The sequence below is a fragment of the Flavobacterium cupriresistens genome (assembly GCF_020911925.1).
GTDB classification, from domain to species: Bacteria; Bacteroidota; Bacteroidia; order Flavobacteriales; family Flavobacteriaceae; genus Flavobacterium; species Flavobacterium cupriresistens.
In genome coordinates this window covers 368,477-392,829 of the sequence record NZ_CP087134.1, presented here as the reverse complement: position 1 = coordinate 392,829, position 24,353 = coordinate 368,477, and the positions used below count along the sequence as shown (strand labels likewise).

25 protein-coding genes are annotated in these 24,353 nt (G+C 34.0%); 23 read left to right on the top strand and 2 right to left on the bottom strand.

The genetic code is table 11. The features are described from left to right. Nucleotides 1-4: 4 nt before the first annotated feature. The 12 genes from infA to ctlX all read left to right on the top strand — a co-directional run bounded on the left by infA (nt 5) and on the right by ctlX (nt 9,539). Entirely contained in the window at nt 5-220 is a 216-nt protein-coding gene (gene infA / locus LNP23_RS01860; protein WP_007136545.1) for a translation initiation factor IF-1, read from the top strand. Nucleotides 221-232: 12 nt separating this feature from the next. Next, entirely contained in the window at nt 233-349 is a 117-nt protein-coding gene (ykgO, locus tag LNP23_RS01855; RefSeq protein WP_072945378.1) for a type B 50S ribosomal protein L36, read from the top strand. 2 nt (nt 350-351) lie between these two features. Then, complete coding sequence (rpsM, locus tag LNP23_RS01850) at nt 352-726, top strand: 30S ribosomal protein S13 (protein ID WP_012022478.1); 375 nt, start codon at nt 352-354, stop codon at nt 724-726. A gap of 8 nt (nt 727-734) precedes the next feature. Next, nucleotides 735-1,118 (top strand): 30S ribosomal protein S11, encoded by a 384-nt coding sequence (gene rpsK / locus LNP23_RS01845; protein WP_007803677.1) that lies wholly within the window; start codon nt 735-737, stop codon nt 1,116-1,118. 93 nt (nt 1,119-1,211) lie between these two features. Continuing rightward, on the top strand, nt 1,212-1,817 hold the full coding sequence (rpsD, locus tag LNP23_RS01840; protein WP_035619621.1) for a 30S ribosomal protein S4: 606 nt from the start codon (nt 1,212-1,214) through the stop codon (nt 1,815-1,817). 21 nt (nt 1,818-1,838) lie between these two features. After that, nucleotides 1,839-2,831 carry a DNA-directed RNA polymerase subunit alpha gene (locus tag LNP23_RS01835; RefSeq protein ID WP_026109818.1) on the top strand — a complete coding sequence of 331 codons (993 nt, stop codon included), beginning with the start codon at nt 1,839-1,841 and terminating at the stop codon, nt 2,829-2,831. 36 nt (nt 2,832-2,867) lie between these two features. Further along, the gene (gene rplQ, locus LNP23_RS01830) at nt 2,868-3,356 is read left to right on the top strand and encodes a 50S ribosomal protein L17 (RefSeq protein WP_047774292.1); all 489 of its coding nucleotides are present in this window, start codon (nt 2,868-2,870) and stop codon (nt 3,354-3,356) included. Between the two features lie 242 nt (nt 3,357-3,598). Then, complete coding sequence (carA, locus tag LNP23_RS01825) at nt 3,599-4,717, top strand: glutamine-hydrolyzing carbamoyl-phosphate synthase small subunit (RefSeq protein ID WP_230003382.1); 1,119 nt, start codon at nt 3,599-3,601, stop codon at nt 4,715-4,717. A 102-nt stretch (nt 4,718-4,819) separates the two neighbouring features. Then, entirely contained in the window at nt 4,820-6,112 is a 1,293-nt protein-coding gene (gene eno, locus LNP23_RS01820) for a phosphopyruvate hydratase (protein ID WP_047774288.1), read from the top strand. Nucleotides 6,113-6,268: 156 nt separating this feature from the next. Next, a complete protein-coding gene (locus LNP23_RS01815) occupies nt 6,269-7,546 on the top strand; it encodes a citrate synthase (protein ID WP_047774286.1) in 1,278 nt (425 codons plus the stop codon). Between the two features lie 65 nt (nt 7,547-7,611). Beyond that, nucleotides 7,612-8,526 (top strand): dimethylarginine dimethylaminohydrolase family protein, encoded by a 915-nt coding sequence (locus tag LNP23_RS01810; protein WP_047774284.1) that lies wholly within the window; start codon nt 7,612-7,614, stop codon nt 8,524-8,526. Nucleotides 8,527-8,603: 77 nt separating this feature from the next. After that, nucleotides 8,604-9,539 carry a citrulline utilization hydrolase CtlX gene (gene ctlX / locus LNP23_RS01805; RefSeq protein ID WP_230003380.1) on the top strand — a complete coding sequence of 312 codons (936 nt, stop codon included), beginning with the start codon at nt 8,604-8,606 and terminating at the stop codon, nt 9,537-9,539. Nucleotides 9,540-9,634: 95 nt separating this feature from the next. On the opposite strand, the gene LNP23_RS01800 is transcribed toward ctlX, so the two are convergent. Continuing rightward, nucleotides 9,635-10,084 (bottom strand): GNAT family N-acetyltransferase, encoded by a 450-nt coding sequence (locus LNP23_RS01800; protein WP_047774280.1) that lies wholly within the window; start codon nt 10,082-10,084, stop codon nt 9,635-9,637. Nucleotides 10,085-10,118: 34 nt separating this feature from the next. Beyond that, nucleotides 10,119-10,748, bottom strand: coding sequence for a MarC family NAAT transporter (locus LNP23_RS01795; protein ID WP_047774278.1), 630 nt, complete (start codon nt 10,746-10,748; stop codon nt 10,119-10,121). Nucleotides 10,749-10,902: 154 nt separating this feature from the next. Between LNP23_RS01795 and LNP23_RS01790 the strand changes: the two genes are divergently transcribed. From LNP23_RS01790 to LNP23_RS01740, 11 genes are all read left to right on the top strand, one after another. Beyond that, the gene (locus LNP23_RS01790; protein WP_047774276.1) at nt 10,903-11,268 is read left to right on the top strand and encodes a CoA-binding protein; all 366 of its coding nucleotides are present in this window, start codon (nt 10,903-10,905) and stop codon (nt 11,266-11,268) included. A gap of 74 nt (nt 11,269-11,342) precedes the next feature. After that, nucleotides 11,343-11,963: a recombination mediator RecR gene (gene recR, locus LNP23_RS01785; protein WP_230003378.1), complete on the top strand. Its 621-nt coding sequence runs from the start codon at nt 11,343-11,345 to the stop codon at nt 11,961-11,963. A 71-nt stretch (nt 11,964-12,034) separates the two neighbouring features. Beyond that, nucleotides 12,035-12,829, top strand: a complete 795-nt coding sequence (locus tag LNP23_RS01780) for a polysaccharide biosynthesis/export family protein (RefSeq protein ID WP_230003376.1) — start codon at nt 12,035-12,037, stop codon at nt 12,827-12,829. A 15-nt stretch (nt 12,830-12,844) separates the two neighbouring features. Continuing rightward, complete coding sequence (locus LNP23_RS01775; RefSeq protein ID WP_230003374.1) at nt 12,845-15,280, top strand: polysaccharide biosynthesis tyrosine autokinase; 2,436 nt, start codon at nt 12,845-12,847, stop codon at nt 15,278-15,280. A gap of 10 nt (nt 15,281-15,290) precedes the next feature. After that, the gene (locus tag LNP23_RS01770; protein ID WP_230003372.1) at nt 15,291-16,274 is read left to right on the top strand and encodes an SDR family oxidoreductase; all 984 of its coding nucleotides are present in this window, start codon (nt 15,291-15,293) and stop codon (nt 16,272-16,274) included. Nucleotides 16,275-16,305: 31 nt separating this feature from the next. After that, nucleotides 16,306-17,697, top strand: a complete 1,392-nt coding sequence (locus LNP23_RS01765) for a UDP-glucose 6-dehydrogenase (RefSeq protein ID WP_230003371.1) — start codon at nt 16,306-16,308, stop codon at nt 17,695-17,697. Between the two features lie 83 nt (nt 17,698-17,780). Further along, nucleotides 17,781-18,245, top strand: coding sequence for a UpxY family transcription antiterminator (locus LNP23_RS01760; RefSeq protein ID WP_230003369.1), 465 nt, complete (start codon nt 17,781-17,783; stop codon nt 18,243-18,245). Between the two features lie 287 nt (nt 18,246-18,532). Then, nucleotides 18,533-19,816 (top strand): nucleotide sugar dehydrogenase, encoded by a 1,284-nt coding sequence (locus tag LNP23_RS01755; RefSeq protein ID WP_230003367.1) that lies wholly within the window; start codon nt 18,533-18,535, stop codon nt 19,814-19,816. A gap of 31 nt (nt 19,817-19,847) precedes the next feature. Further along, nucleotides 19,848-20,855: a mannose-1-phosphate guanylyltransferase gene (locus LNP23_RS01750; protein WP_230003365.1), complete on the top strand. Its 1,008-nt coding sequence runs from the start codon at nt 19,848-19,850 to the stop codon at nt 20,853-20,855. A gap of 12 nt (nt 20,856-20,867) precedes the next feature. Next, nucleotides 20,868-21,914: a dTDP-glucose 4,6-dehydratase gene (rfbB, locus tag LNP23_RS01745; protein ID WP_230003363.1), complete on the top strand. Its 1,047-nt coding sequence runs from the start codon at nt 20,868-20,870 to the stop codon at nt 21,912-21,914. Nucleotides 21,915-21,937: 23 nt separating this feature from the next. After that, complete coding sequence (locus tag LNP23_RS01740; protein WP_230003362.1) at nt 21,938-24,346, top strand: SLBB domain-containing protein; 2,409 nt, start codon at nt 21,938-21,940, stop codon at nt 24,344-24,346. The last annotated feature ends 7 nt before the right edge of the window (nt 24,347-24,353 follow it).

Here is a 24,353-nt window from a genome sequence, read left to right as displayed (position 1 = left end):
ATTTATGGCAAAACAATCAGCAATAGAACAAGACGGATCAATCATTGAAGCATTATCAAATGCGATGTTCCGTGTGGAGTTAGAAAATGGACATATCGTGATTGCTCATATTTCCGGAAAGATGCGTATGCATTACATCAAATTATTACCTGGTGATAAAGTGAAACTGGAAATGAGCCCTTATGATTTGTCAAAAGCAAGAATTACTTATCGATATTAAAGGATATTCACTATGAAAGTTAGAGCATCAGTAAAAAAGAGAAGTCCCGAGTGCATCATTGTGCGTAGAAAAGGGAGATTGTACGTAATAAACAAAAAGAATCCTAGATTTAAACAAAGACAAGGATAATTATGGCAAGAATAGCAGGGGTAGATATCCCAAAAAATAAGAGAGGTGTTATAGCACTTACCTACATCTTTGGATTAGGAAAAAGTAGAGCTATTGAGATTTTAGAGAAAGCTCAAGTAAGCCAAGATAAAAAAGTTCAAGATTGGAATGATGATGAAATCGGAGCGATTCGTGACGCAGTTTCATTTTACAAAATTGAAGGAGAATTACGTTCTGAAGTTTCTTTAAACATCAAGCGTTTAATGGATATTGGTTGTTATAGAGGTATCCGTCATAGATCTGGTCTTCCATTAAGAGGACAAAGAACTAAAAACAACTCTAGAACTAGAAAAGGTAAAAGAAAAACTGTTGCGAACAAGAAAAAAGCAACTAAATAATAAGTAATATGGCTAAAGCAACTGCAAAAAAACGTAAAGTTATCGTTGAATCAACGGGTGAAGCTCATATTTCTGCCACTTTCAACAACATTATCATTTCTTTGACTAATAAGAAAGGTGAAGTTATTTCTTGGTCTTCAGCTGGTAAAATGGGTTTCAGAGGTTCTAAAAAGAACACTCCGTACGCAGCTCAAATGGCAGCAGAAGATTGTAGTAAAGTAGCTCTTGAGGCAGGACTTAAAAAAGTAAAAGTTTATGTAAAAGGACCAGGAAACGGACGTGAGTCTGCTATCCGTTCTATTCATAACGGTGGAATTGAAGTTACTGAGATTATCGATGTTACTCCAATGCCTCACAACGGATGTCGTCCTCCAAAAAGACGTAGAGTTTAATACTCAAATTTAATTATAGTATAACCTAGATAGAATATACGATTATCGAAGGATAAGACCTGAATTCATAATCTCTATCTTAAACAATTTAAAATGGCAAGATATACTGGTCCTAGCACAAGAATCGCTCGTAAATTTGGCGAAGCAATTTTCGGAGATGATAAATCTTTCGAGAAAAGAAATTACCCACCTGGACAACACGGGATGGCTAAAAAAAGAGGAAAAAAATCTGAGTACGCTGTTCAGTTAATGGAAAAGCAAAAAGCTAAATATTCTTACGGAATTTTAGAAAAACAATTCAGAAATTTATTCGAAAAAGCATCAGCTACTAAAGGAGTTACTGGTGAAGTTTTATTACAATTATGTGAAGCAAGATTAGATAACGTTGTTTTCAGAATGGGTATTGCTCCTTCTAGAAGAGGTGCTCGTCAAATCGTATCTCACAGACACGTTACTGTTAATGGTGAAGTTGTAAATATTCCTTCTTACCACCTTAAGCCTGGTGATAAAGTTGCAGTTCGTGAAAAATCTAAATCTTTAGAAGCTATCGAACGTTCTTTATCAAATTCAAGTCATGTTTACGAATGGATTACTTGGAACAATGATCTTAAAGAAGGAACTTTCGTTTCTGTACCTGCGAGACTTCAAATTCCAGAAAACATTAAAGAACAATTAATCGTAGAGTTGTACAACAAATAATAATTGACTTAGTCGAAATTTATGGCAATATTTAATTTTCAAAAGCCCGATAAAGTTATCATGATCGATTCAACCGATTTTGAAGGTAAATTCGAATTTAGACCTTTAGAACCTGGTTATGGATTGACTGTTGGTAATGCACTTAGAAGAGTTTTGCTTTCAGCATTAGAAGGTTATGCAATTACATCTGTTCGTATCGAAGGTGTAGATCATGAGTTTTCTACTATTTCAGGTGTTGTTGAGGACGTTACTGAAATTATCCTTAATCTGAAGCAAGTACGTTTCAAACGTCAGATTGAAGATATCGATAATGAAGCAGTTACAATTTCTGTTTCTGGTAAAGATCAATTAACAGCAGGTGATTTTCAAAAATTTATTTCAGGTTTTCAAGTTCTGAACCCAGACCTTGTAATCTGTAATTTAGATTCAAAGATCAAATTGAACTTCGATTTAACAATCGAAAAAGGTAGAGGATATGTTCCTGCTGAGGAGAACAAAAAACAGAATGCAGCAATTGGTACTATTTTTACAGATTCTATTTTTACTCCGGTAAAAAACGTAAAATATGCTATTGAAAACTTCCGTGTGGAACAAAAAACAGATTACGAAAAATTAGTTTTTGAAATTAAAACTGATGGTTCTATTAATCCAAAAGATGCCCTTACTGAAGCTGCTAAAGTTTTAATTCACCACTTCATGTTATTTTCTGACGAAAGAATTACACTCGAGGCTGACGAAATTGCACAAACAGAATCGTATGATGAAGAGTCATTGCATATGAGACAATTGCTTAAAACTAAGCTTGTTGATATGGATTTATCTGTGAGAGCATTAAATTGCTTGAAAGCGGCTGAAGTTGATACACTTGGTGATTTAGTATCGTTCAATAAAAATGACCTAATGAAATTCCGTAATTTTGGTAAAAAATCTTTAACTGAACTTGATGAACTTGTTGCAGTTAAAAATCTAACCTTCGGAATGGATTTAGCTAAATACAAATTAGATAAAGAATAATTCAATCCGCTGCGGCGGATTAAATTTAAAATAGCAATGAGACACGGAAAAAAATTCAATCACTTAAGCAGACAGACTGGACATAGAAAAGCTATGTTGGCTAATATGGCTTGTTCTCTTATCGAGCACAAACGTATTAACACTACTGTTGCTAAAGCTAAAGCGCTTAAACAATTCGTTGAGCCTTTAATCACTAAATCAAAAGAAGATACGACTCACAACCGTCGTATTGTTTTTGCTTACCTACGTAGTAAATATGCGGTAACTGACTTGTTCAGAGACGTAGCTGCTAAAGTTGGTGACCGTCCAGGTGGATACACTCGTATCATTAAAGTTGGAAATCGTTTGGGAGATAATGCTGATATGGCAATGATCGAACTTGTAGATTTCAATGAACTTTACAATGGTGGTAAAAAAGAAGTTAAAAAAGCAAAAAGCCGTCGTGGTGGTAAAGCAAAAAAAGCTGAGGATACTCCGGAAGCTCCAGCTGCTGAATCAGAATCGACTACTGAAGCTTCTGAATAATTATGAAAGTAATGATTCTATAGAAATCAAGGATAAACTAATTTTTAGTTTATCCTTTTTTTTTGATTTTTTTTAAAAGGAAATCTAACTTATTTGAATTTTTAGGTTTCATTTTTATGAATGAAATTTTTAAAAAATCTTGGAGACACTCTTTTAAAGAAGTAAATTTGCAAAATATCTAATTACAATTGAAACAGGCTTCGCCGGTTTTATAGGACGATTAAAAACAATACAATTAAAGAATGAAATACACTACACGTCAAAGCGCCATTTTATTACTAAGTGATGGAACTATTTTTCATGGAAAATCTATCGGAATTAGCGGTAAAACTTTTGGAGAAGTTTGTTTTAATACTGGAATGACCGGATACCAGGAGATCTTTACTGATCCTTCTTATTTTGGACAAATTATGGTGGCTACTAACACGCACATCGGAAATTATGGAGTTAATGATTCAGAAGTTGAATCTGATTCGATTAAAATTGCCGGTTTAGTTTGTAAAAACTTTAGTTTTAATTATTCCAGAGAAGATGCTTCCGGTAGTTTGGAAGATTATTTTACAAAACAAAATCTAATTTGTATTTCTGATGTTGATACACGTGCATTAGTAAGTTACATTCGTGATAATGGAGCTATGAATGCTGTTATTTGTACAGATGGTACTGCTGTGGAAGATTTAAAGAAAGAGTTGGCAAATGTGCCAAACATGGAAGGTTTAGAATTGGCATCGAAAGTTTCCACTACTGAGCCTTATTTTTTTGGTGACGAAAACGCTACTTATAAAATCTCTGCCTTAGATCTTGGTATTAAAACAAATATTCTTAGAAATCTGGCTAAGAGAGATTGTTACATAAAAGTATTCCCATACAATTCAACTTATAAAGATTTGGCTGCGTTTAATCCAGATGGATACTTCTTGTCAAACGGGCCTGGTGATCCGGATCCGCTTTTCGGGGCGATTGAAGTAGCAAAAGAAATTCTGGCGAATGATAAACCCCTATTTGGGATTTGTTTAGGACACCAGGTAATTGCTTTGGCTAATGGAGTTCAGACTTATAAAATGTTTAACGGGCACCGAGGAATAAATCACCCTGTAAAAAATATCATTACGGGAAAAGGTGAAATTACATCTCAAAATCATGGTTTTGCTGTTAATAAAGAACAATTAGATAACCACCCGGATTTAGAAATTACACACCTGCATTTGAATGACGGAACTGTAGCTGGGATGCGTATGAAAAACAAAAATTGTTTTTCAGTACAATACCACCCGGAAGCAAGTCCTGGTCCTCATGATTCTTCTTATTTGTTCGATCAGTTTGTAGAGAACATCAAAGAGGCTTCTGCTAAAACGATATAGTTAATAAATAAAGGTTTTTAATAGTTAAAATGCGTATTTTCTATTGGATATTTTTATAATTTCGAAAAAAATATATAATTTATTAATAAAAAAGTAAAAATAATGAGTATTATAATTAAAATTCACGCAAGACAAATTCTTGATTCCAGAGGTAATCCTACTATTGAAGTTGATGTAATAACTGAAAACGGAGTTTTAGGTAGAGCAGCTGTTCCTTCTGGAGCTTCAACTGGAGAGCACGAAGCGGTTGAATTACGTGATGGTGGTAAAGCTTACCTTGGAAAAGGTGTTTTGAATGCAGTGAATAATGTAAATACTGTTATTGCTGAAGAGTTAGTTGGAATTTCTGTTTTTGAACAAAATGTGATCGATCAGACTATGATTGATTTAGACGGAACTCCAAACAAATCTAAATTAGGAGCGAATGCAATTTTAGGAGTTTCTTTGGCTGCTGCAAAAGCGGCTGCTAATGAGCTTGGATTGCCTTTATACAGATATGTAGGTGGCGTTTCTGCTAATACATTACCTGTACCGATGATGAACATCATCAACGGTGGTTCTCACTCTGATGCGCCAATCGCATTTCAAGAATTTATGATTTTCCCTGTAAAAGCAACTTCTTTTACACATGCGATGCAAATGGGAACTGAGATTTTTCACAGTTTGAAAAAAGTATTACATGACAGAGGTTTAAGTACTGCTGTTGGTGATGAAGGAGGTTTTGCTCCAAACTTAGCCGGTGGAACTGAAGATGCTTTAGATACCATCAAAAAAGCGGTTGAAAATGCAGGATATTCTTTCGGAGACGAAATTATGATTGCACTTGACTGTGCTGCTTCTGAGTTTTATGTAAACGGTAAATACGATTATACTAAATTTGAAGGAGAGACTGGAAAAATCAGAACTTCTGAAGAGCAAGCAGATTATTTAGCTGAACTTGCGGCTAAATATCCAATTATCTCTATCGAGGATGGTATGTACGAAGATGACTGGAATGGATGGAAATACTTAACAGAAAAAATCGGTGATAAAGTGCAATTAGTTGGTGATGATTTATTCGTTACTAATGTAGAGCGTTTGTCTACAGGAATTCAAAAAGGTATTGCCAATTCAATCTTAGTAAAAGTGAACCAAATTGGAACTTTAACGGAGACTATTGCAGCTGTAAATATGGCTAAAAATGCAGGGTATACTTCAGTAATGTCTCACCGTTCAGGAGAAACAGAAGATACTACAATTGCAGATTTAGCAGTAGCTTTAAACTGTGGTCAGATTAAAACAGGTTCAGCTTCTCGTTCTGATCGTATGGCAAAATACAATCAATTATTGAGAATTGAAGAAGAATTGGGAAGTACTGCTTATTTCCCTGGCTTAAATGCTTTCAAAATCAAATAATTGTAAACAATTATAGACTATATTTAAACCATCCGTTTTTACGGATGGTTTTTTTTTGGAGTTTTAACAAATTCATAGCAGGATTCTTTTTTTAATTAGTCTTAAATTCCTTAGATTTGGTAAATTATTATTTTAAAGATTTATTTCCGATATATTATGTCAAAAACAGCTACATTAGAAGTAGATGGTAAGAAAATTGAACTTCCGGTAATCACTGGGAGTGAAAATGAGTCTGCTGTCGATATTAACAAATTACGTGATTTAACTGGCTTCATTACGCTTGACCCAGGATATAAAAATTCAGGATCTTGTACAAGTGAGATTACTTTCTTGGATGGAGAACTTGGGATTTTGCGTTACAGAGGATATTCAATCGAAGATTTAGCTGAAAAAGCAAGTTTCCCTGAAGTATCTTATCTTTTAATTTTTGGTGAATTACCAACAGCCCAACAATTAGCTCAATTTGATGCTGATATTAAAAAGCATACTTTGGTTAACGAAGAAATGAAGAACATCATTGACGGTTTTCCAAAAACGGCTCATCCAATGGGAGTTTTGTCTGCTTTGACAAGTGCTTTAACCGCCTTTAATCCAAAAGCTGTAAATGTAGAGAACGAAAAAGAAATGTACGAAGCTATCTGTAAAACTATAGCTAAGTTTCTTGTAATCGCTACATGGACGTATAGAAAAACAATGGGGTATCCATTGAACTATTATGACAATACACAAGGGTATGTAGAGAACTTTATGCAATTAATGTTTAAATTGCCTACAGGACCTTACGCTGCAAACCCTATTATTGTTAATGCATTAGACAAATTATTTATCTTACACGGAGATCACGAGCAAAACTGCTCAACCTCTACGGTAAGAATGGTTGGTTCTTCTCATGCAGGATTGTTTGCTTCAATCTCTGCAGGTGTTTCTGCGCTTTGGGGGCCACTTCACGGTGGTGCTAACCAGGCAGTTCTTGAAATGCTGGAAGAAATTAACAAAGACGGTGGAGACACTGATAAATTCATGGCGAAAGCCAAAGATAAAAATGATCCTTTCCGTTTAATGGGATTTGGTCATAGAGTTTATAAAAACTTTGATCCAAGAGCAAGAATCATCAAAAAAGCAGCTAAAGAAGTATTAGAAACTTTAGGTGTTGAAGATCCGATTTTAGAGATCGCGAAAAAGTTAGAGGCAGCAGCTTTAGAAGATGAATACTTCAAATCAAGAAATTTATATCCAAACGTTGATTTCTACTCTGGAATTATATACAGAGCCTTAGGGATTCCAACAGATATGTTTACCGTGATGTTTGCTATTGGTAGATTACCAGGTTGGATTGCGCAATGGAAAGAAATGCGTGAGAATAAAGAACCAATCGGAAGACCAAGACAAATATACACTGGGCACCCGTTGAGAGACTTTAAGTCAAATAAATAAAAACATTTTAAAGCTTCACTTAACTGTGAAGCTTTTTTTATCTTTGTTCAAAATACAATAAAGTTATGTTGCAATTAAATGTAAAGAACGAAACGTCAAGATTACGTGCTGTAGTTTTGGGTTCAGCGGTTCATAATGGGCCAACTCCATCCTTAGATGAGGCTTATGATCCTAAATCATTGGAACATATTAAAGCAGGAACCTACCCTCTTGAAAAAGATATGGTTGTTGAAATGGATGCTTTTAATGCTGTTTTTCAAAAATATGATGTAACGGTTTATCGTCCTGAGATGATAGAAAATTACAATCAAATTTTTGCGAGAGATATAGGGTTTGTTATTGATGATACTTTCGTGAAATCTAATATTTTACCGGATAGAGAGCGAGAATTAGATGCGATTCAATATGTAATCGACCAAATGAATACTTTAAAGGTGGTTCGTCCACCGGAAGAAGTTCATATCGAAGGTGGTGATGTTATGCTTTGGAACGATCATATTTTTATAGGAACCTATAAAGGCAGTGATTATAAAGATTATATTACAGCTCGAACCAATATGGAGGGTGTAAATTATATTAAAGAATTATTCCCAAACAAAATTGTTAAAGAGTTTGATCTGGTTAAATCTAAATTAGAAGCCAGAGATAATGCTTTGCATTTGGACTGTTGCTTTCAACCTGTTGGAAAAGACAAAGGGATTATTTACAAACGAGGTTTTCGTGAAGAAGCAGATTATTTGTATTTGGTAAACCTTTTTGGAAAAGAGAATTTATTTCATATCGAAAGAGACGAAATGTATCATATGTTTTCTAACGTATTTTCTATTGATGCCGATGTAGTGGTTTCAGAAAAAAACTTTACCCGCTTAAACAATTGGTTGCGTGCAAATGGTTTTACAGTTGAAGAAATTCCATACGCTGAAATTGCAAAACAAGAGGGATTGTTAAGATGTTCAACTTTACCATTAATTAGAGATTAAAAAGTAGTTTCAAGTTTTAGGTTTGAAGTTCACGACAACTTGAAACCTGAAACTTGAAACAAAAAAAATATTAAAACATGAAACAAACAACGAATGCAATTGTAATGATTCGCCCTGTTGCTTTTAGAATGAATGAGCAAACGGCTGTCAATAATTATTATCAAAAAGTTTTGGACGGACTTTTACCGAGTACAGTAAATGCAAAAGCACAACAGGAATTTGATGTTTTTGTTGAGAAATTGAGAGCTGTAGGGGTTGATGTTACCGTTATAGAAGATACTTTAGAAACAGATACTCCGGATAGTATTTTTCCAAATAACTGGGTTTCGTTTCACGAAAACGGAGACGTGGCTTTATATCCAATGTTTGCAGAAAATCGTCGTCAGGAGCGTCGTGAAGATATTTTAGATACACTTGAAGACAAAGGTTTTGAAATTGCCAATATAATGGATTATACCTCGGCAGAAGAAGACGGTATTTTTCTTGAAGGTACGGGAAGTTTGCTTTTAGATCGTGCCAACGGAAAAGCCTATTGTGCTTTGTCTCCGAGAGCTGATGAAGAATTGTTTATCGAATTCTGTGAAGACTTTGATTATGCTCCGGTAATTTTTGAAGCTTTTCAGACCGTTGATGGGGAACGTAAATTAATTTATCACACCAACGTAATGATGTGTTTGGGTGAAACTTTCGCTGTTATTTGTGCGGATTGCATCGATGATAAAAAAGAACGCAAAATGGTTCTGGAGAATCTAAAAGCAGATAACAAAGAAGTTATTTTGATTACAGAAGCTCAGGTAAATAATTTTGCTGGTAATATGCTGGAAGTTAGAGGAACTGATGATAAGAAATATATTGTTATGAGTGCTTCAGCTCATCAGAGTTTAACGCCAAAACAAATTGCACAGTTAGAAGCTCATGCTGAAATTTTAAGTTCAAGCTTAGATACAATCGAAGCGTGCGGTGGTGGAAGTGCAAGATGTATGATGGCAGAGGTGTTCTTGCCAAGAAGTTAAATTTTATAATTTTTAATAAAAAAATTCCAAATTCCAAAAGCTGAATAGTACAGTTTGGAATTTGGAATTTTGTGTTTGTGGATTAATCGTTAAGCTTAATTTGACTTGTAAACTTCAGGATTATATAATTCCATGTAGAATTCAGGATTGGGTAATTTTGTAAAATTGTATTTTTCGTAAAGCCATTCAGCTGTAGATGTCAATAAAATCCAACGGCGTAAACCTTGTAAATTAGGATGGTTCATTACTTGTTCCATCAAAGCTTTAGAAAGTCCTCTTCCTCGATATTCTTCCAATACATAAATGTCGCCCAAATACCCAATAGTAGCAAAATCTGAAATTACCCTTGCAAAACCAATTTGTATATTTTTATAGAATAATCCAAAATTTAGAGAATTTTCAATAGAAGTTTTCATGGTCTCAAAAGGAATACCATCACTCCACCCGGATTTTTTTGATAAGAAATCATGAATGGCATCAAGATCCAATTTGTTTTTATCGGTTGTAATAGTGAAATCTCCAAAAGAGAAATTAATTTCTTTCATTTTTTTTCGGCTAGAATTAAAGTAAACAACAGATTTACATCAAATTTCCTTTTACAATATTGATAATCGAACTCACGATATATTGAATTCCGATAGAGATTACAATAAAACCAACAATTCTAGAAATCGCAACAATTCCCGAAGCACCTAAAATTCTGGCAAGATAATGAGCACTTTTTAATATCGCAAAAATCGCTATTGCAATGGCTGCAATAGCCAAAGTCGAAATAATAATTTCATTCATTTCATGATGCTCCTGATAAAAAGCAATTAATAATGACATAGAACCCGGACCGGCGAGCATCGGAATCGCCAAAGGAGTTAAAGCAATGTCGTTTCGTTGTTGTGCCTCGTTTTCAATTTTTTTGTTGATACCTCTTTTCTTGTTGAATTTTCCGGAGAGCAAAGAGAAACCTGAATTTACGATTACAATTCCACCGGCAATTCGTAGCGCATCAATACTAATTCCGAAGAAAGTCAATACGTATTGACCAATGAAATAGGAAACTAATAAAATGATAAAAACGTTGATCGCCGTCCAAAGTGAAATCCTGGAACGTTCTTTTTGAGAGTCGTGCTGTGTCAGTCCAACAAAAATCGGTACGGTACCGATTGGGTTTAGAACCGAGAAAAGAGCAGCAAATAAATAAATGAATAAATCCATATTGTTTAGGTTAGTAGGGTAAAAATAGTCTTTTTTTAATATTTGAGTGTAAATTTATGGTGAGATATTGCTTTTTTATTGTTGTTAAGTCTATGCTAAATTACCTGAATTTAGCTCGTACTTTTTGATTACTTTTGTACGATATTTAAAAATGATGAAAAATAAAAAAACTTTAGTTCTGGGAGCAACTACAAAACCGGAGCGTTATGCTTTTAGAGCTATAAATGCATTAGTTGAAAAAGGACACACCGTTTTGGCAATAGGTCAAAATACAGGCGAAGTTGCCGGGGTGAAAATTTATACAAAAGCGATTCCTGTTAAAAATATTGATACTATTACATTGTATTTGAATCCGGCACGTCAGCGTGATTATTATAATTATATCGTTGAAGCACAACCAAAGAGGGTGATTTTCAACCCTGGTTCTGAGAATCCGGAGTTGTATCAATTATTGGAACTGAATAATATTAAAGCAGAAGTTGCTTGTACATTGGTTTTATTAGCTACAAATCAATATTAATTCACTTTTTCGATACCGATTGATTTTTGGTGTCTCAAGGCCGCTAAATTATTAAAAACAGTATTTTTGTCGTCATGGAATTTTCATCAAAACTAATAGAAAAAGCAGTCAACGAAATGTCACAATTACCGGGAATTGGTAAACGTACGGCATTGCGCTTGGTCTTGCATTTATTAAAACAGCCTAAAGAACAAACAGGATTTTTATCTCAGGCATTGTTAAACATGCGAGAGGATATTAAATTTTGCAAAAGCTGTCATAATATTTCAGATACTAAAGTTTGTGAAATTTGTGCTAATGTGGCAAGAAACCATGAGTTGATTTGTGTCGTTGAAGATATTCGCGATGTAATGGCTATTGAGAATACGGGACAGTACAAAGGGATTTATCATGTTTTAGGAGGGAAAATTTCCCCGATTGAAGGTGTTGGACCCAGTCAGCTGAATATTACAACTTTGGTAGAAAAAGTAAAATCAGGGAAAGTAACAGAACTTATTTTTGCACTAAGTTCAACCATGGAGGGTGATACAACGAATTTTTATATCTACAAGCAAATATCAGGGTACGATATCATAGTTTCTACAATTGCACGAGGGATTTCTGTTGGAGACGAATTAGAATACGCAGACGAAGTTACACTTGGAAGAAGTATTTTACACCGTGTCCCGTTCGAAAAAACTTTCAAAAACAACTAAATAGAGTCAATAAAAAGCTAGATTTCCTGAAGATTAAAGGAAAAGCTATATTTGCGGATAAAATATTAATAATGACAAAGAAAAGTTTTTATATATTACTATTAATTAGTACAGTATTTACATCTTGTATTCCTGTAAAAGATTTGGTGTATTTGCAGGATAAAAATACTTCGGGAGAACAAAATACTGTTGCTGCCGTTGAATCTAAACCTTACAGATTGCAGGTGAATGATGTTATAAGTGTTGATATTAAAGCAATAGATCCCAAATTAGTTTCCATTTTTAATAAAAATGATGGTGCTGCAGCGGCGTCCGGGAAATCAGAAGGAGCTTTGTATTTTGATGGTTTTACAGTTGATGATCATGGAAATATAAGAATGCCAATTTTAGGAGAGCTAAATGTTATTGGATATACGCTTGAAGAAGTACGAGTGATGATTGAAAAAAAATTACTTGAAGAATATTTTAAAAGTGAAGCCAATATTTTTGTAACAGTAAAATTGGCGGGTTTCAGATATACGATAAATGGTGAAGTAGGAAATGTAGGGACTAAAACATTGTTTCAGCCACATGTAAATATTATGGAGGCTATTGCAAATGCAGGAGATATTACAACAGTTGGAAACAGAAAAGCAGTAACAGTAATTCGTCAGACCCCAACTGGAGTTCAGATGCATGATATTGATCTTACCGATGCCAATGTGATGAAATCTCCTTATTATTACTTACAGCCTAACGATTATATTTATGTAAAGCCACTAAGGCAAAAAACATGGGGGACCGGGCAGACAGGAATACAGTCTATAGGGACTGTTATTACTTTGTTGACATTGGCAACAACAGTTTATTTGATTCTTAAAAATTAAAACTCAGGTCAAAAGATGTTAGATATAAAAGATTTTTCGATTTTTGAGAATCATTCGAATTTTGATTTTAAAGGACTTTTATTAAAAATTGTAAGTTATTGGAAGTGGTTTCTGGTGAGTTTAATAATTGCGTTTGCAATAGCCCATCAGGTAAATATTCGTAAAGAAAAAATTTACGCCATGCAAACCATGATTTCTATTAAAGAAGAAAGCAATCCGTTTTTTACTTCAAATACCAGTTTGGTTTTTAATTGGGGTGGGATTTCTGATCAGGTAAATGGAATTTCTACCATCTTGAAGTCAAGATCACATAATGAATTGGTGGTTGATAAATTGCAGTTTTATATCGATTATCTTTCGCAAGGGAAATACAATTTGGTCGATTCTTATGGTGAAGTACCTTTTTATTTGAATATTGATAAATCAAAAGGACAGCTTGCCAATACTCTTATCGGAGTTAAATTTATAAGTGAAAATGTATATGAAATCAGAATTTTATTTGAAAATAATTCTGTTTCGGTATTAAATTATTCGACTAATTCTTATGCTAATACGGCGGTTCAGCCTGTGGAGTTTGTTAAAAGATATAAAGTCGGAGAACAAGTTTCGCTTCCTTTCCTAAATTGGAAATTGCAAATAAATGATAATCCGGGGCTCTATAAAGGAAATGAGTACTTCGTTAGATTTAATGATTTTGACGGTACAGTGTCTAATTACAGAGGTATAAATGTTACTTCTGATGACAAAGGAGGTTCGCTGTTAACTTTGTCGTTGCAGGGTACGAACAAAGCCAGGATGGTTGATTATTTGAACTCAACAGTAAGGATGTTGATTAAAATTCAGCTTGATGGTAAAAATCAATTTGCAAACAACACGATCCGATTTATAGATAGTACTCTTGTTGCGATGGAGTCTCAGTTGAAAGAAAACGGCAACGAGCTAAAAACGTTCAGAAAGGACAAGAATATCTACGAAATTGAAGGCGGAGGTGTTAAGTTTTCGGATAAAATAATGGATTTCGATGTTGAGAGAGATTTGATTTCCAGAAAAATAGCTTATTATAATTCTTTAAAAACATATCTAAATAATAGTGTAGATTACTCTCGTTTGCCTGCTCCGTCTGTTGCAGGAATTGAGGACCCGAATATTATTACGAATGTTTCAAAACTTATCGCGCTCTCTGCACAAAGGTCAGAAATGGCGTATGCGGTAAAAAGTGATAAGATTTTCAAGGATTTTGATAATCAAATGAATGCTGTTAAAGGTGTTTTGTTGGAAAATATTACAAGTGCAAAATCATCTTTGTTGTATGACCTGTCAATGATAAATGCTAAAATTGGTCAGGCAGAAAGTACGGTTAAACGACTTCCCGAAGAACAACAGGAGTTGTTGAAGATTAAGAGAAAGTACGATTTAAATGATAATATTTATACGGAGTTTCTACAAAAACGAAATGAAGCAGAAATTGTAAAAGCATCTAATTTATCAGACATTCATTTTATTGATCCTGCAAAAGATATAGGTGGAGATCTGGTAGGGCCTAAAACTTCTGCCAATTATGTTTTGGCTTTGTTTCTGGGGATGTTGGTTCCTTTGTTGTTTGTTTTTGTGATTTTCTTCGTTAATAATTCAATTCAGAATGTTGAGGACATAAGTAAATTAACGCAGATTCCCCTTATTGGGGTTATTGGGGTTGATAAAGAAAATATGAGCTTGGCGGTTTTTGACAGACCAAAATCGGCGCTTTCAGAATCTTTTAGGGCTGTTCGTTCTTCGCTACAGTTTTTGTATAAAAAACAACGTGTTAGCGGAGCAAAAACATTAATGATTACTTCGTCGGTAAGTGGTGAAGGAAAAACATTTTGCTCCATAAACATTGCGACAGTTTTTGCTTTAAGTGAAAAGAAAACGGTGATTGTCGGTTTGGATTTGAGAAAACCGAGGTTGGCTGATGAATTTAATTTGACTAAGAATGTGGGTGTAGTTAATTATTTGATTAAACAAAAAAGTTTAAGTGAAATAACAAATCCAACACAGATACCAAATCTTGATGTTATTTTGTCAGGCCCAATCCCTCCTAATCCTTCCGAACTTATTTTAAGTGAAGCGATGAAAGAGTTAATAGATGAGTTAAAGCAAGAATACGATTATATTATTTTAGATACGCCTCCCGTTGGTTTAGTTTCTGATGCTTTAGAGTTGGCTCAGTATGCTGATGTTACTTTATATATTGTAAGGCAGAACTATACCAAAAAAGATATGATCACGTTGTTGAATAACAGAGTGAAAAGAGGAGAGCTTAACAATGCAAGTATCGTTTTAAATGGATATGAAAATAAAGCCAAGTATGGTTCCGGGTACGGATATGGTGCCTATTCTAACGGCTATTATGAAGAAAGAGAAAAGGAAGGTGTTGTGAAATCTCTTTTAAACAAATTCAATAAAAAATAATTTGAAGCATATGGAAGTATCGGCTCAATACAAAATTTTAATTACAGGAGGTGCTGGTTTTATTGGTTCAAATTTATGTGAGCACTTTTTAAAATTAGGTCACAAGGTGGTTTGTTTAGATAACTTTGCGACAGGACATCGCCATAATCTGAAAGATTGTATGGAGAACCCCAATTTTAAATTGATTGAGGGTGATATTCGCACCATGGCCGATTGCGTCGCTGCAGTTGACGGAGTTGATTATGTTTTGCATCAGGCCGCTCTAGGTTCTGTTCCAAGATCTATAAACGATCCGATAACTACTAACGATGTTAATGTGTCGGGTTTTTTAAATATGTTGACAGCGTCCCGTGATGCTAAAGTAAAGCGATTTATATATGCAGCAAGTTCCTCTACCTATGGAGATTCTGAAGGATTGCCAAAAGTAGAAGAGGTTATCGGTAAACCCTTGTCTCCATACGCTATTACAAAATATGTAAACGAATTATATGCTGAAATTTTCAGTAAAACCTACGGTCTGGAAACGATTGGATTGCGCTATTTTAATGTTTTTGGACGAAAACAAGACCCAAATGGTGCCTATGCAGCCGTAATTCCTAAGTTTGTGATGCAGTTTATGAATTATGAAAGTCCGGTTATCAATGGTGACGGGAATTATTCACGCGATTTCACTTATATTGACAATGTGATTCAGATGAACGAATTGGCGATGTTAAGTCAAAATTCGGAAGCTGTAAATACAGTTTACAATACGGCATTTGGAGATCGGAATACTTTGAATGACTTGACAGGATATTTGAAAAAATACTTAAGTGAATTGGATTCAAAAATTGCTGATGTAGAAGTTGTTTACGGTCAAAATAGAGCAGGAGATATTCCGCATTCGTTAGCTAGTATTGCTAAAGCCAAAAAAATGCTGGGATATGATCCGAAATATTCATTACAAGAAGGATTAAAAGAAGCTGTCAGCTGGTACTGGAGCAATTTGAAATAAAGTCAAAGATTAAGATATTAAATTAAATTAAATGGAAGTAACAAAAATTTGTTGCATTGGTGCAGGTTATGTTGGAGGTCCGACGATGGCAGTAATTGCTCAAAAATGTCCACATATTCAAGTGACTGTTGTTGATTTGAACGAACAAAGAATTAAAGATTGGAACGATCCAAATACCGATAATATTCCGATTTACGAACCGGGACTTTCCGAAATTGTAGCGGAGGCAAGAGGAAGAAACCTTTTCTTTTCAACTGAAGTAGAAAAAGCGATTGATGAAGCTCAGGTGATTTTTATATCAGTAAATACGCCAACAAAAACCTACGGAAAAGGAAAAGGTATGGCAGCTGATTTGAAATATATTGAATTATGCGCCAGACAGATTGCAAAAGTGGCAAAAGAAAATAAAATCGTAGTTGAGAAATCGACTTTACCGGTACGTACTGCAGAAGCCATAAAAAGTATTTTAGATAATACCGGAAATGGAGTTCAATTTCAGATCTTATCCAATCCTGAATTTTTAGCAGAAGGAACTGCTGTTACAGATTTATTAAATCCGGATCGAATTTTAATTGGTGGCGATACTACTCCTGAAGGGGAAGTGGCTATTAAGGCTTTGGTAGATGTATATGCCAACTGGGTTAGTGAGGATAAAATTCTGACTACAAATGTTTGGTCTTCAGAATTGTCTAAACTTACAGCGAATGCCTTTTTAGCGCAACGTATTTCATCTATAAATGCAATGTCTGAACTTTGTGAAAAAACAGGTGCTGATGTAAACGAGGTGGCAAGAGCGATAGGAATGGACAGTAGAATTGGATCAAAATTTTTAAAAGCTTCCGTTGGTTTTGGTGGATCTTGCTTTCAAAAGGATATTTTGAATTTAGTTTATATTGCAAAAACATACGGATTGAATGAAGTGGCGGACTACTGGGAACAGGTTATTATTATGAATGATCATCAGAAGCGAAGATTTTCAAATAAGATCGTTCAGACTTTATACAATACGGTTGCTGATAAGAAAATTACCTTTTTGGGCTGGGCATTCAAAAAAGATACAAACGATACCCGTGAGTCTGCAGCAATATATGTAGCTGATGATTTGATTAACGAACAGGCAAAAATTGCTGTTTACGATCCTAAAGTTTCAAGAACTAAAATGCTGGCGGATTTAAATTATTTAGAAACAAGAACAGTTGAAGAAAATAATAAGGCTGTTTTAACGTTTGATAATCCTTATGATGCCTGCAAAGACGCCCATGCGATTGCAATTCTTACCGAATGGGATGAATTTACAACATACGATTGGCAAAAAATTTATGATGCAATGCACAAACCTGCATTCGTCTTTGATGGTAGAAATATATTAAATGCACAAGAGTTAGAGTCTATTGGGTTTGTTTATAACGGAATTGGTTCATAGTCGATTATTAGTCTTGATTTAAAATTTAGCAGAAAGCGAATAAAGCGATAGAATTAAAAATTTTATTTCATTATAAAAGAGATATGAATTGGTACGTAGTTTATACTAAGCCCAAATGGGAAAAGAAGGTTGCAGAGCGGCTAAATCAAATCGGAATCGAATGTTATTGTCCGGTAATTACTCAGATAAAGCAATGGTCGGATAGAAAGAAAAAAATTGAAGGGCCTCTTTTTAATTCCTATGTATTTGTTCAATTACTAGATATGGATCGAAATGCTGTTTTTCAGGTCGCTGGTGTAATTCGCTATTTGTTTTGGCTTGGAAAGCCGGCAATTGTTAAAGACGAAGAAATAGCTATAATAAAAAAGGGTCTTTCGGATTCAAATGTAAGCGATGTTTCGGTAACGGCATTTCAAGTTGGAGATCGCATAAAACTTGAATCCGGGGTTTTCAGTAGTCAAAATGCAATTGTTCAGGAAATTTCTAATACCCATTATATTTTGGTATTGGAATCTTTAGGTTGTGTTTTGAAAATTAAGTACAAGTAGTATATTTTGTTTACGAAATTAAAATATAAATTAATTGAGAGTGAAATTCGTTTTTGGTGTTTTTCATTCTCTTTTTTTTTGCAAATAAAATGGCACAGCTTTGATTTGTAAAGGTTTGTGTTTATAGGTTTTTTTGTTTTTAAGTCTGCAAAAAAACGTATTGAATTAATTGACTTAATGTGTTATATTTGCCAAAAATGATTTTTCCAAATTCTGTGTCGATTACTGTGACAGGGAACGGCGTAGCCGTGAATTTTACGGACTAAATCGTATAAAAAGAAAACAATTTGAATGAGAATATAAAAATAGCGGTTATCGGTCTGGGCTATGTCGGACTACCTTTAGCAAGGTTGTTTGCCACCAAGTATGCTGTTATCGGTTTTGATATTAATACATCAAGAGTAGATTCTTTAAAATCAGGATTTGATACTACACTGGAAGTGGATGATGTTACTTTGCAGAAAGTATTGGTAGATAATCCTAATGTTGAAATTGGACTGTACTGCACTACCTCTTTGACGGACATCGCAGATTGTAATTACTTTATAATAACAGTTCCAACACCAGTTGATAAAAATAACCGTCCGGATTTAACCCCATTGTATAAATCGAGTGAATCTGTTGGTAAAATACTGAAAAAAGGAGATATTGTTATTTATGAATCGACGGTTTATCCAGGCGTTACAGAAGAACAATGTGTACCTGTGTTGGAAAATGTTTCAGGTTTGAAATTTAATGAGGATTTTTTTGCAGGATATTCACCTGAAAGAATAAATCCCGGAGATAAAGAACACACGGTTGAGAAAATTCTGAAAGTAACTTCAGGATCAACTCCTGAAATTGGATTAAAAGTTGATGCACTATATAAATCTGTTATTACAGCAGGAACTCATTTAGCCCCTAGCATAAAAGTGGCAGAAGCCGCAAAAGTGATAGAAAACTCACAAAGGGATATTAATATCGCTTTTGTTAATGAATTAGCTAAGATATTCAACTTAATGAATATTGATACACAAGAAGTTCTGACAGCAGCAGCCACAAAATGGAATTTTTTACCATTTAAACCAGGTTTGGTTGGAGGTCATTGCATAGGTGTTGATCCATATTACTTGGCACAACGAGCACAGGAATTTGGGTATCATCCTGAAATAATTTTGGCAGGACGACGTTTAAATGACAGCATGGGAGAGTATATTGCTTCTCAAGTGGTTAAATTGATGATTAAAAAAGGGATTTCTGTAAATGGTGCCAATCTGTTAATGCTTGGAATTACATTTAAAGAAAATTGCCCTGACGTTCGAAATACTAAAATTGTAGATGTTATAAAAGCATTGAAAGAGTATGGAATAGCGGTAACGATATACGACCCGTTAGCAAGTATTGACGAGGTTAGAAAAGAATACAAGCTCACAACAGTAGATTCAATTCCAAAGGAGAAATTTGATGCTATTGTTTTAGGTGTCGCACACAAAGAATTTTTGAAACTGGATTTTTCCGGTTTGCAAAAATCAAATAGTTTAGTATATGATGTAAAAGGAGTTTTAGGTACTGTAGCCGATAATAGGTTGTAGTAAATAAAGTTTCTTTTTTAGTTTTAAAAAAATGGAAATAAGCAGTTCAATCATACATGTAATTTTGACTGGCGGAGTTGGGAGCAGATTATGGCCTTTGTCACGAAAAAGCCAACCCAAACAATATCTGGAGATATTTGAAGGGAAGTCTTTATTTGAAATGACAGTAGAAAGAAACAGTCATTTGGCTAATAAAGTTATGGTGGTAGGTAATGTTGATAATCACCACTTAAGCAGTAAGGTGATGGATAAGACCCAGACTGAATTTCTAAATATTGTAGAAGCTACCCCAAGAAATACGGCTGCAGCTATTGCTTTTGCGGCATTTGCATCTCATCCTGATGATGTATTAATTGTGACGCCCTCAGATCATATTATTGATAAGATGGAAGAGTATAATAAAGCCATACATGAAGCTATTTTAAAAGCAAATGAAGGTTATATCGTAACATTCGGAATTATTCCAACCAAACCGGAAACGGGATATGGTTATATTGAATCTAATGGAGATAAAGTAATTTCATTTCGTGAAAAACCAAATGAAACAACAGCTAAAAACTTTATAGCAAGAGGTAATTTTTTATGGAACAGTGGTATGTTCTGTTTTAAAGCAGGGGTTCTTTTAGATGAGCTAAAACAATTTCAACCTGATGTTTATGAAAAAGCAAAGATAGTTTGGGAATCGGGTAAGAATGGAGTACTTGATTTGGATTTGTCTTTAGAAATTCCATCCATTAGTATTGATTATGCGGTAATGGAACGTAGTAAAAAAATTAAAGTAGTTCCTGCTTCATTTTCATGGTCCGATTTGGGATCATTTGAGTCTGTTTATGACTATTTGGTATCTAAAGGACATGCTGTAGATAAAAATGGAAATATGGTAATTGGGACTGATAAATACACAGCATTCTTAGGATTGAAAAATACTATTTTTGTTTGCACGGATACTGCAAATCTATTATTGCAAAAAGAGAATTCACAAGATGTAAAAGATTTATATGGTGAATTAGAAAAAGCAAATTCACATTTATTAAATTAATTGAAAGCTAAAATGAAAAAAATTCTAATAACCGGTGGTGCTGGTTTCATTGGGTCACATGTCGTGAGACGATTTGTGAATAAATATCCTGATTATCAGATATTCAATTTAGATGCTTTGACTTATGCCGGTAATCTGGAGAATATAAAAGATATAGAAAATAACTCTAACTACACTTTCGTAAAAGGAGATATTGTAGACGAAGTATTTATAAATGATCTTTTTTCAGAACATGAATTTGAGGGAGTTTTGCATTTAGCTGCTGAATCTCATGTAGATCGTTCTATTGAAGATCCTTTAGCTTTTGTGAAAACAAATGTAATTGGTACAATGAATTTATTAAATGCTGCAAAGAATCAATGGAAAGACAATTTTGAAGGAAAGCGTTTTTACCACATCAGTACGGACGAAGTTTATGGTTCACTTGGAGCCGAAGGCCTTTTTACAGAAACTACGTCTTATGATCCAAATTCGCCCTATTCAGCTTCTAAAGCGAGTTCCGACCATTTTGTCAGAGCATACGGAGAAACATATGGTTTGCCATACGTTTTGACAAACTGTTCAAATAATTACGGTTCCTATCATTTTCCGGAAAAATTAATTCCGCTTTTTATTAATAATATAATTAATAATAAACCCTTGCCAGTTTATGGAGACGGTAATTATACACGTGATTGGTTGTTTGTAGAAGATCATGCAATTGCGATAGATTTAGTTTTTCACGAAGGAAAAAACCATGATACTTATAATATTGGAGGCTTCAACGAGTGGAAAAATATAGATTTAGTGAAATTATTATGCCAGATTATGGATGAGAAATTAGGTAGAGTAACCGGAACTTCACAGGAATTAATTACATATGTAAAAGACAGACCAGGACATGATTTGCGTTATGCTATTGATGCTTCAAAAATCAATAAAGAATTAGGATGGAAGCCATCTGTGACTTTTGAAGAAGGTCTTGAAAAAACAATTAATTGGTACCTTAACAACGAAGAATGGTTGCAAAATGTAACCTCAGGTTCCTATAAAGAGTATTACCAAAAGCAGTATTCTTAAATTTTTATTTAAATTTATTTTCTATGAAAAAGATTATATACGTTCTTACTTTGTTTTTTGTTTTATTAGTTTCTTTTAATGCAAGTGCTCAGGATATACTTAAGTCACGAGATTTAAGTACTTTAAAAGTAGATGACTTGACAGATGGTGATTTGGCTAATATTAGTGCACAATTAAAAAGTAATAATACTACGATTGAACAAGTTGAAGCAATGGCACTTTCAAAAGGAATGAGTCAGGTAGAATATGACAAACTGAAAATGAGGCTTAATGGATATTCGGGAAAATCGGATAATACAAATGATAAGCCTGAAATCCAGGTTAATAAAGTTGGATTTGGAAGACAACAAGAAAAGATTGTTAATGAAAAGATAAAAGATACAGATAATAACTTGATTTTTGGCTCAGACTTATTTGATAATCCAACTTTAAATTTTGAACCTGATTTAAAGTTAGCTACTCCAATGAATTACATATTAGGACCTGGTGATGAATTACAAATAAGCGTTTATGGTATTCAGGAATATAATTCTAGCATACCTGTAAGTGTAGAGGGAAAAGTTTCCATTCAATATGTAGGGCAAATTTTTGTTTCTGGAATGACTGTTGAGGCTGCAACACAAAAGATAAAAGCTGCAATTGCTAAAGTGTATAGTACTGTTCGTTCAGGGCAATCCCAAGTAAGTGTAAGCTTAGGTAAGATTCGTACTATAAAAGTTACAATAGTTGGAGGTAAACAGCCAGGGAATTATTCGATTTCTTCTTTAGCTACTGTTTACAATGCCTTGCATTTAGCTGGTGGACCTGGAAAAAATGGTAGTTACAGGAATATTGAATTAATTAGAAATAATAAAATTTTTAGAAATATTGACATCTATAGGTTTTTAGTAAAAGGAGATCAATCTGATAATGTAGGTTTAAGAGACAATGATGTTATTCGAATTCCGGCTTATAGTCAAAGGGTAACAGTACAAGGAGAAGTAAAACGTCCCGGAATTTTTGAAATGAAAAAAGGAGAAACTTTTTCAGATTTGTTAAACTTTGCTTCAGGATTTAATGAATTAGCTTATACAGCTTCGATAAATGTTGTTCAAAAAACGGGAAAAGAGTTTAAAGTTCAAGACATAAATGAAAGTGATTTTGCAACTTATAGTCCGAAGTCAGGTGATGTCTTTACCGTTACGAAAATTTTAAACCGATTTGAAAATCGTATCAAAATTGAAGGAGCAGTTTTTAGACCAGATTACTATTCTTTTACTGAGGGAATGAAAATTTCAGATCTTATTACTAGAGCAGAAGGACTTAAAGAGGACGCATATAGTAAAAGGGCAAGAATTATCCGTTTAAAATCTGATTTAACAACAGAAATTGTTAATATAGATTTGAGCGCAGCATTGTCGGGTGACTTAAATGCTGATATTGAATTAAGAAGAGAAGATATTGTAACTATATACTCTATTTTAGATTTTAGAGAGGAATATAAAGTTACTATCGACGGTGAAGTAAAAAAACCTGGAGTATATGAATACTATGAAAATCTAACTTTAAATGATTTAATTATACAGGTCGGCGGGTTGACTGGTTCTGCATCTAAGCGTGTTGAAATTGCTAGAATGGTAAAATCTGATTCGATTAACGATGGAGATCCAAAACGTATTGAATTAGTACAACTAGAAATCACCACAGATAACAATGAACAGATTAAGAATTTTCTTTTAAAACCTTTTGATGTAATTAATATTAGAAGAGTAGCTGTTTACGAAAAACCTAAAATGGTTATCGTTTCTGGAGCAGTAACTTATCCAGGGAAATACGTTTTGGCCAGTAAAGTTGAAAAAGTATACGATATAGTGATGAGAGCAGGAGGCTTAACTTCTATTGCAAACTTGGAAGGGATGAAAATTAAGAGACCTATTAAACAAGAAGAAATCGATAGATTAGAGAGTATAGATTTAAATTTAGCTAAGAATGACTCTTTAAAAGAAAAACTGGCTAGTATTAAATTCTCTACAATTCCGATTAATTGGGAAAAGATAGTAAAAGATAAAGACCATTATTCTAATGTTACTTTATTTCCAGGTGATGAAATTGAGGTGGCTCTCTATAATGAAGGGGTCAAAGTAACAGGGAATGTCTTGCTAACTTCCGAGATTCCATATAGAAGTGGAAAGGGATTCAGATATTATATAGATGCTGTTGGGGGAGTTAATAATAAAGGTTGGAAGAGAAAGGCATATATCATATATCCTAATGGAAAAGCAGATGTGACAAAATCATTTTTGTTTTTTAGAACTTATCCAACTGTAGAGCCTGATTCACAAATAGTTGTGCCGGAGAAACCTGTGGCCAAGAAAATGAGTACAGGTGAATGGGTTAGTATAGGAAGTGTTATAACAAGTTTAGCACTATTAATTGTTACAGCATTTAAATAAATATTAG

What these genes read in the sequence shown, in the direction of transcription:
- infA (WP_007136545.1), top strand. Translation starts at nt 5, where the DNA reads ATGGCAAAACAATCAGCAATAGAACAAGACGGATCAATCATTGAAGCA.
- ykgO (WP_072945378.1), top strand. Translation starts at nt 233, where the DNA reads ATGAAAGTTAGAGCATCAGTAAAAAAGAGAAGTCCCGAGTGCATCATT.
- rpsM (WP_012022478.1), top strand. Translation starts at nt 352, where the DNA reads ATGGCAAGAATAGCAGGGGTAGATATCCCAAAAAATAAGAGAGGTGTT.
- rpsK (WP_007803677.1), top strand. Translation starts at nt 735, where the DNA reads ATGGCTAAAGCAACTGCAAAAAAACGTAAAGTTATCGTTGAATCAACG.
- rpsD (WP_035619621.1), top strand. Translation starts at nt 1,212, where the DNA reads ATGGCAAGATATACTGGTCCTAGCACAAGAATCGCTCGTAAATTTGGC.
- LNP23_RS01835 (WP_026109818.1), top strand. Translation starts at nt 1,839, where the DNA reads ATGGCAATATTTAATTTTCAAAAGCCCGATAAAGTTATCATGATCGAT.
- rplQ (WP_047774292.1), top strand. Translation starts at nt 2,868, where the DNA reads ATGAGACACGGAAAAAAATTCAATCACTTAAGCAGACAGACTGGACAT.
- carA (WP_230003382.1), top strand. Translation starts at nt 3,599, where the DNA reads ATGAAATACACTACACGTCAAAGCGCCATTTTATTACTAAGTGATGGA.
- eno (WP_047774288.1), top strand. Translation starts at nt 4,820, where the DNA reads ATGAGTATTATAATTAAAATTCACGCAAGACAAATTCTTGATTCCAGA.
- LNP23_RS01815 (WP_047774286.1), top strand. Translation starts at nt 6,269, where the DNA reads ATGTCAAAAACAGCTACATTAGAAGTAGATGGTAAGAAAATTGAACTT.
- LNP23_RS01810 (WP_047774284.1), top strand. Translation starts at nt 7,612, where the DNA reads ATGTTGCAATTAAATGTAAAGAACGAAACGTCAAGATTACGTGCTGTA.
- ctlX (WP_230003380.1), top strand. Translation starts at nt 8,604, where the DNA reads ATGAAACAAACAACGAATGCAATTGTAATGATTCGCCCTGTTGCTTTT.
- LNP23_RS01800 (WP_047774280.1), bottom strand. Translation starts at nt 10,084, where the DNA reads ATGAAAGAAATTAATTTCTCTTTTGGAGATTTCACTATTACAACCGAT.
- LNP23_RS01795 (WP_047774278.1), bottom strand. Translation starts at nt 10,748, where the DNA reads ATGGATTTATTCATTTATTTATTTGCTGCTCTTTTCTCGGTTCTAAAC.
- LNP23_RS01790 (WP_047774276.1), top strand. Translation starts at nt 10,903, where the DNA reads ATGAAAAATAAAAAAACTTTAGTTCTGGGAGCAACTACAAAACCGGAG.
- recR (WP_230003378.1), top strand. Translation starts at nt 11,343, where the DNA reads ATGGAATTTTCATCAAAACTAATAGAAAAAGCAGTCAACGAAATGTCA.
- LNP23_RS01780 (WP_230003376.1), top strand. Translation starts at nt 12,035, where the DNA reads ATGACAAAGAAAAGTTTTTATATATTACTATTAATTAGTACAGTATTT.
- LNP23_RS01775 (WP_230003374.1), top strand. Translation starts at nt 12,845, where the DNA reads ATGTTAGATATAAAAGATTTTTCGATTTTTGAGAATCATTCGAATTTT.
- LNP23_RS01770 (WP_230003372.1), top strand. Translation starts at nt 15,291, where the DNA reads ATGGAAGTATCGGCTCAATACAAAATTTTAATTACAGGAGGTGCTGGT.
- LNP23_RS01765 (WP_230003371.1), top strand. Translation starts at nt 16,306, where the DNA reads ATGGAAGTAACAAAAATTTGTTGCATTGGTGCAGGTTATGTTGGAGGT.
- LNP23_RS01760 (WP_230003369.1), top strand. Translation starts at nt 17,781, where the DNA reads ATGAATTGGTACGTAGTTTATACTAAGCCCAAATGGGAAAAGAAGGTT.
- LNP23_RS01750 (WP_230003365.1), top strand. Translation starts at nt 19,848, where the DNA reads ATGGAAATAAGCAGTTCAATCATACATGTAATTTTGACTGGCGGAGTT.
- rfbB (WP_230003363.1), top strand. Translation starts at nt 20,868, where the DNA reads ATGAAAAAAATTCTAATAACCGGTGGTGCTGGTTTCATTGGGTCACAT.
- LNP23_RS01740 (WP_230003362.1), top strand. Translation starts at nt 21,938, where the DNA reads ATGAAAAAGATTATATACGTTCTTACTTTGTTTTTTGTTTTATTAGTT.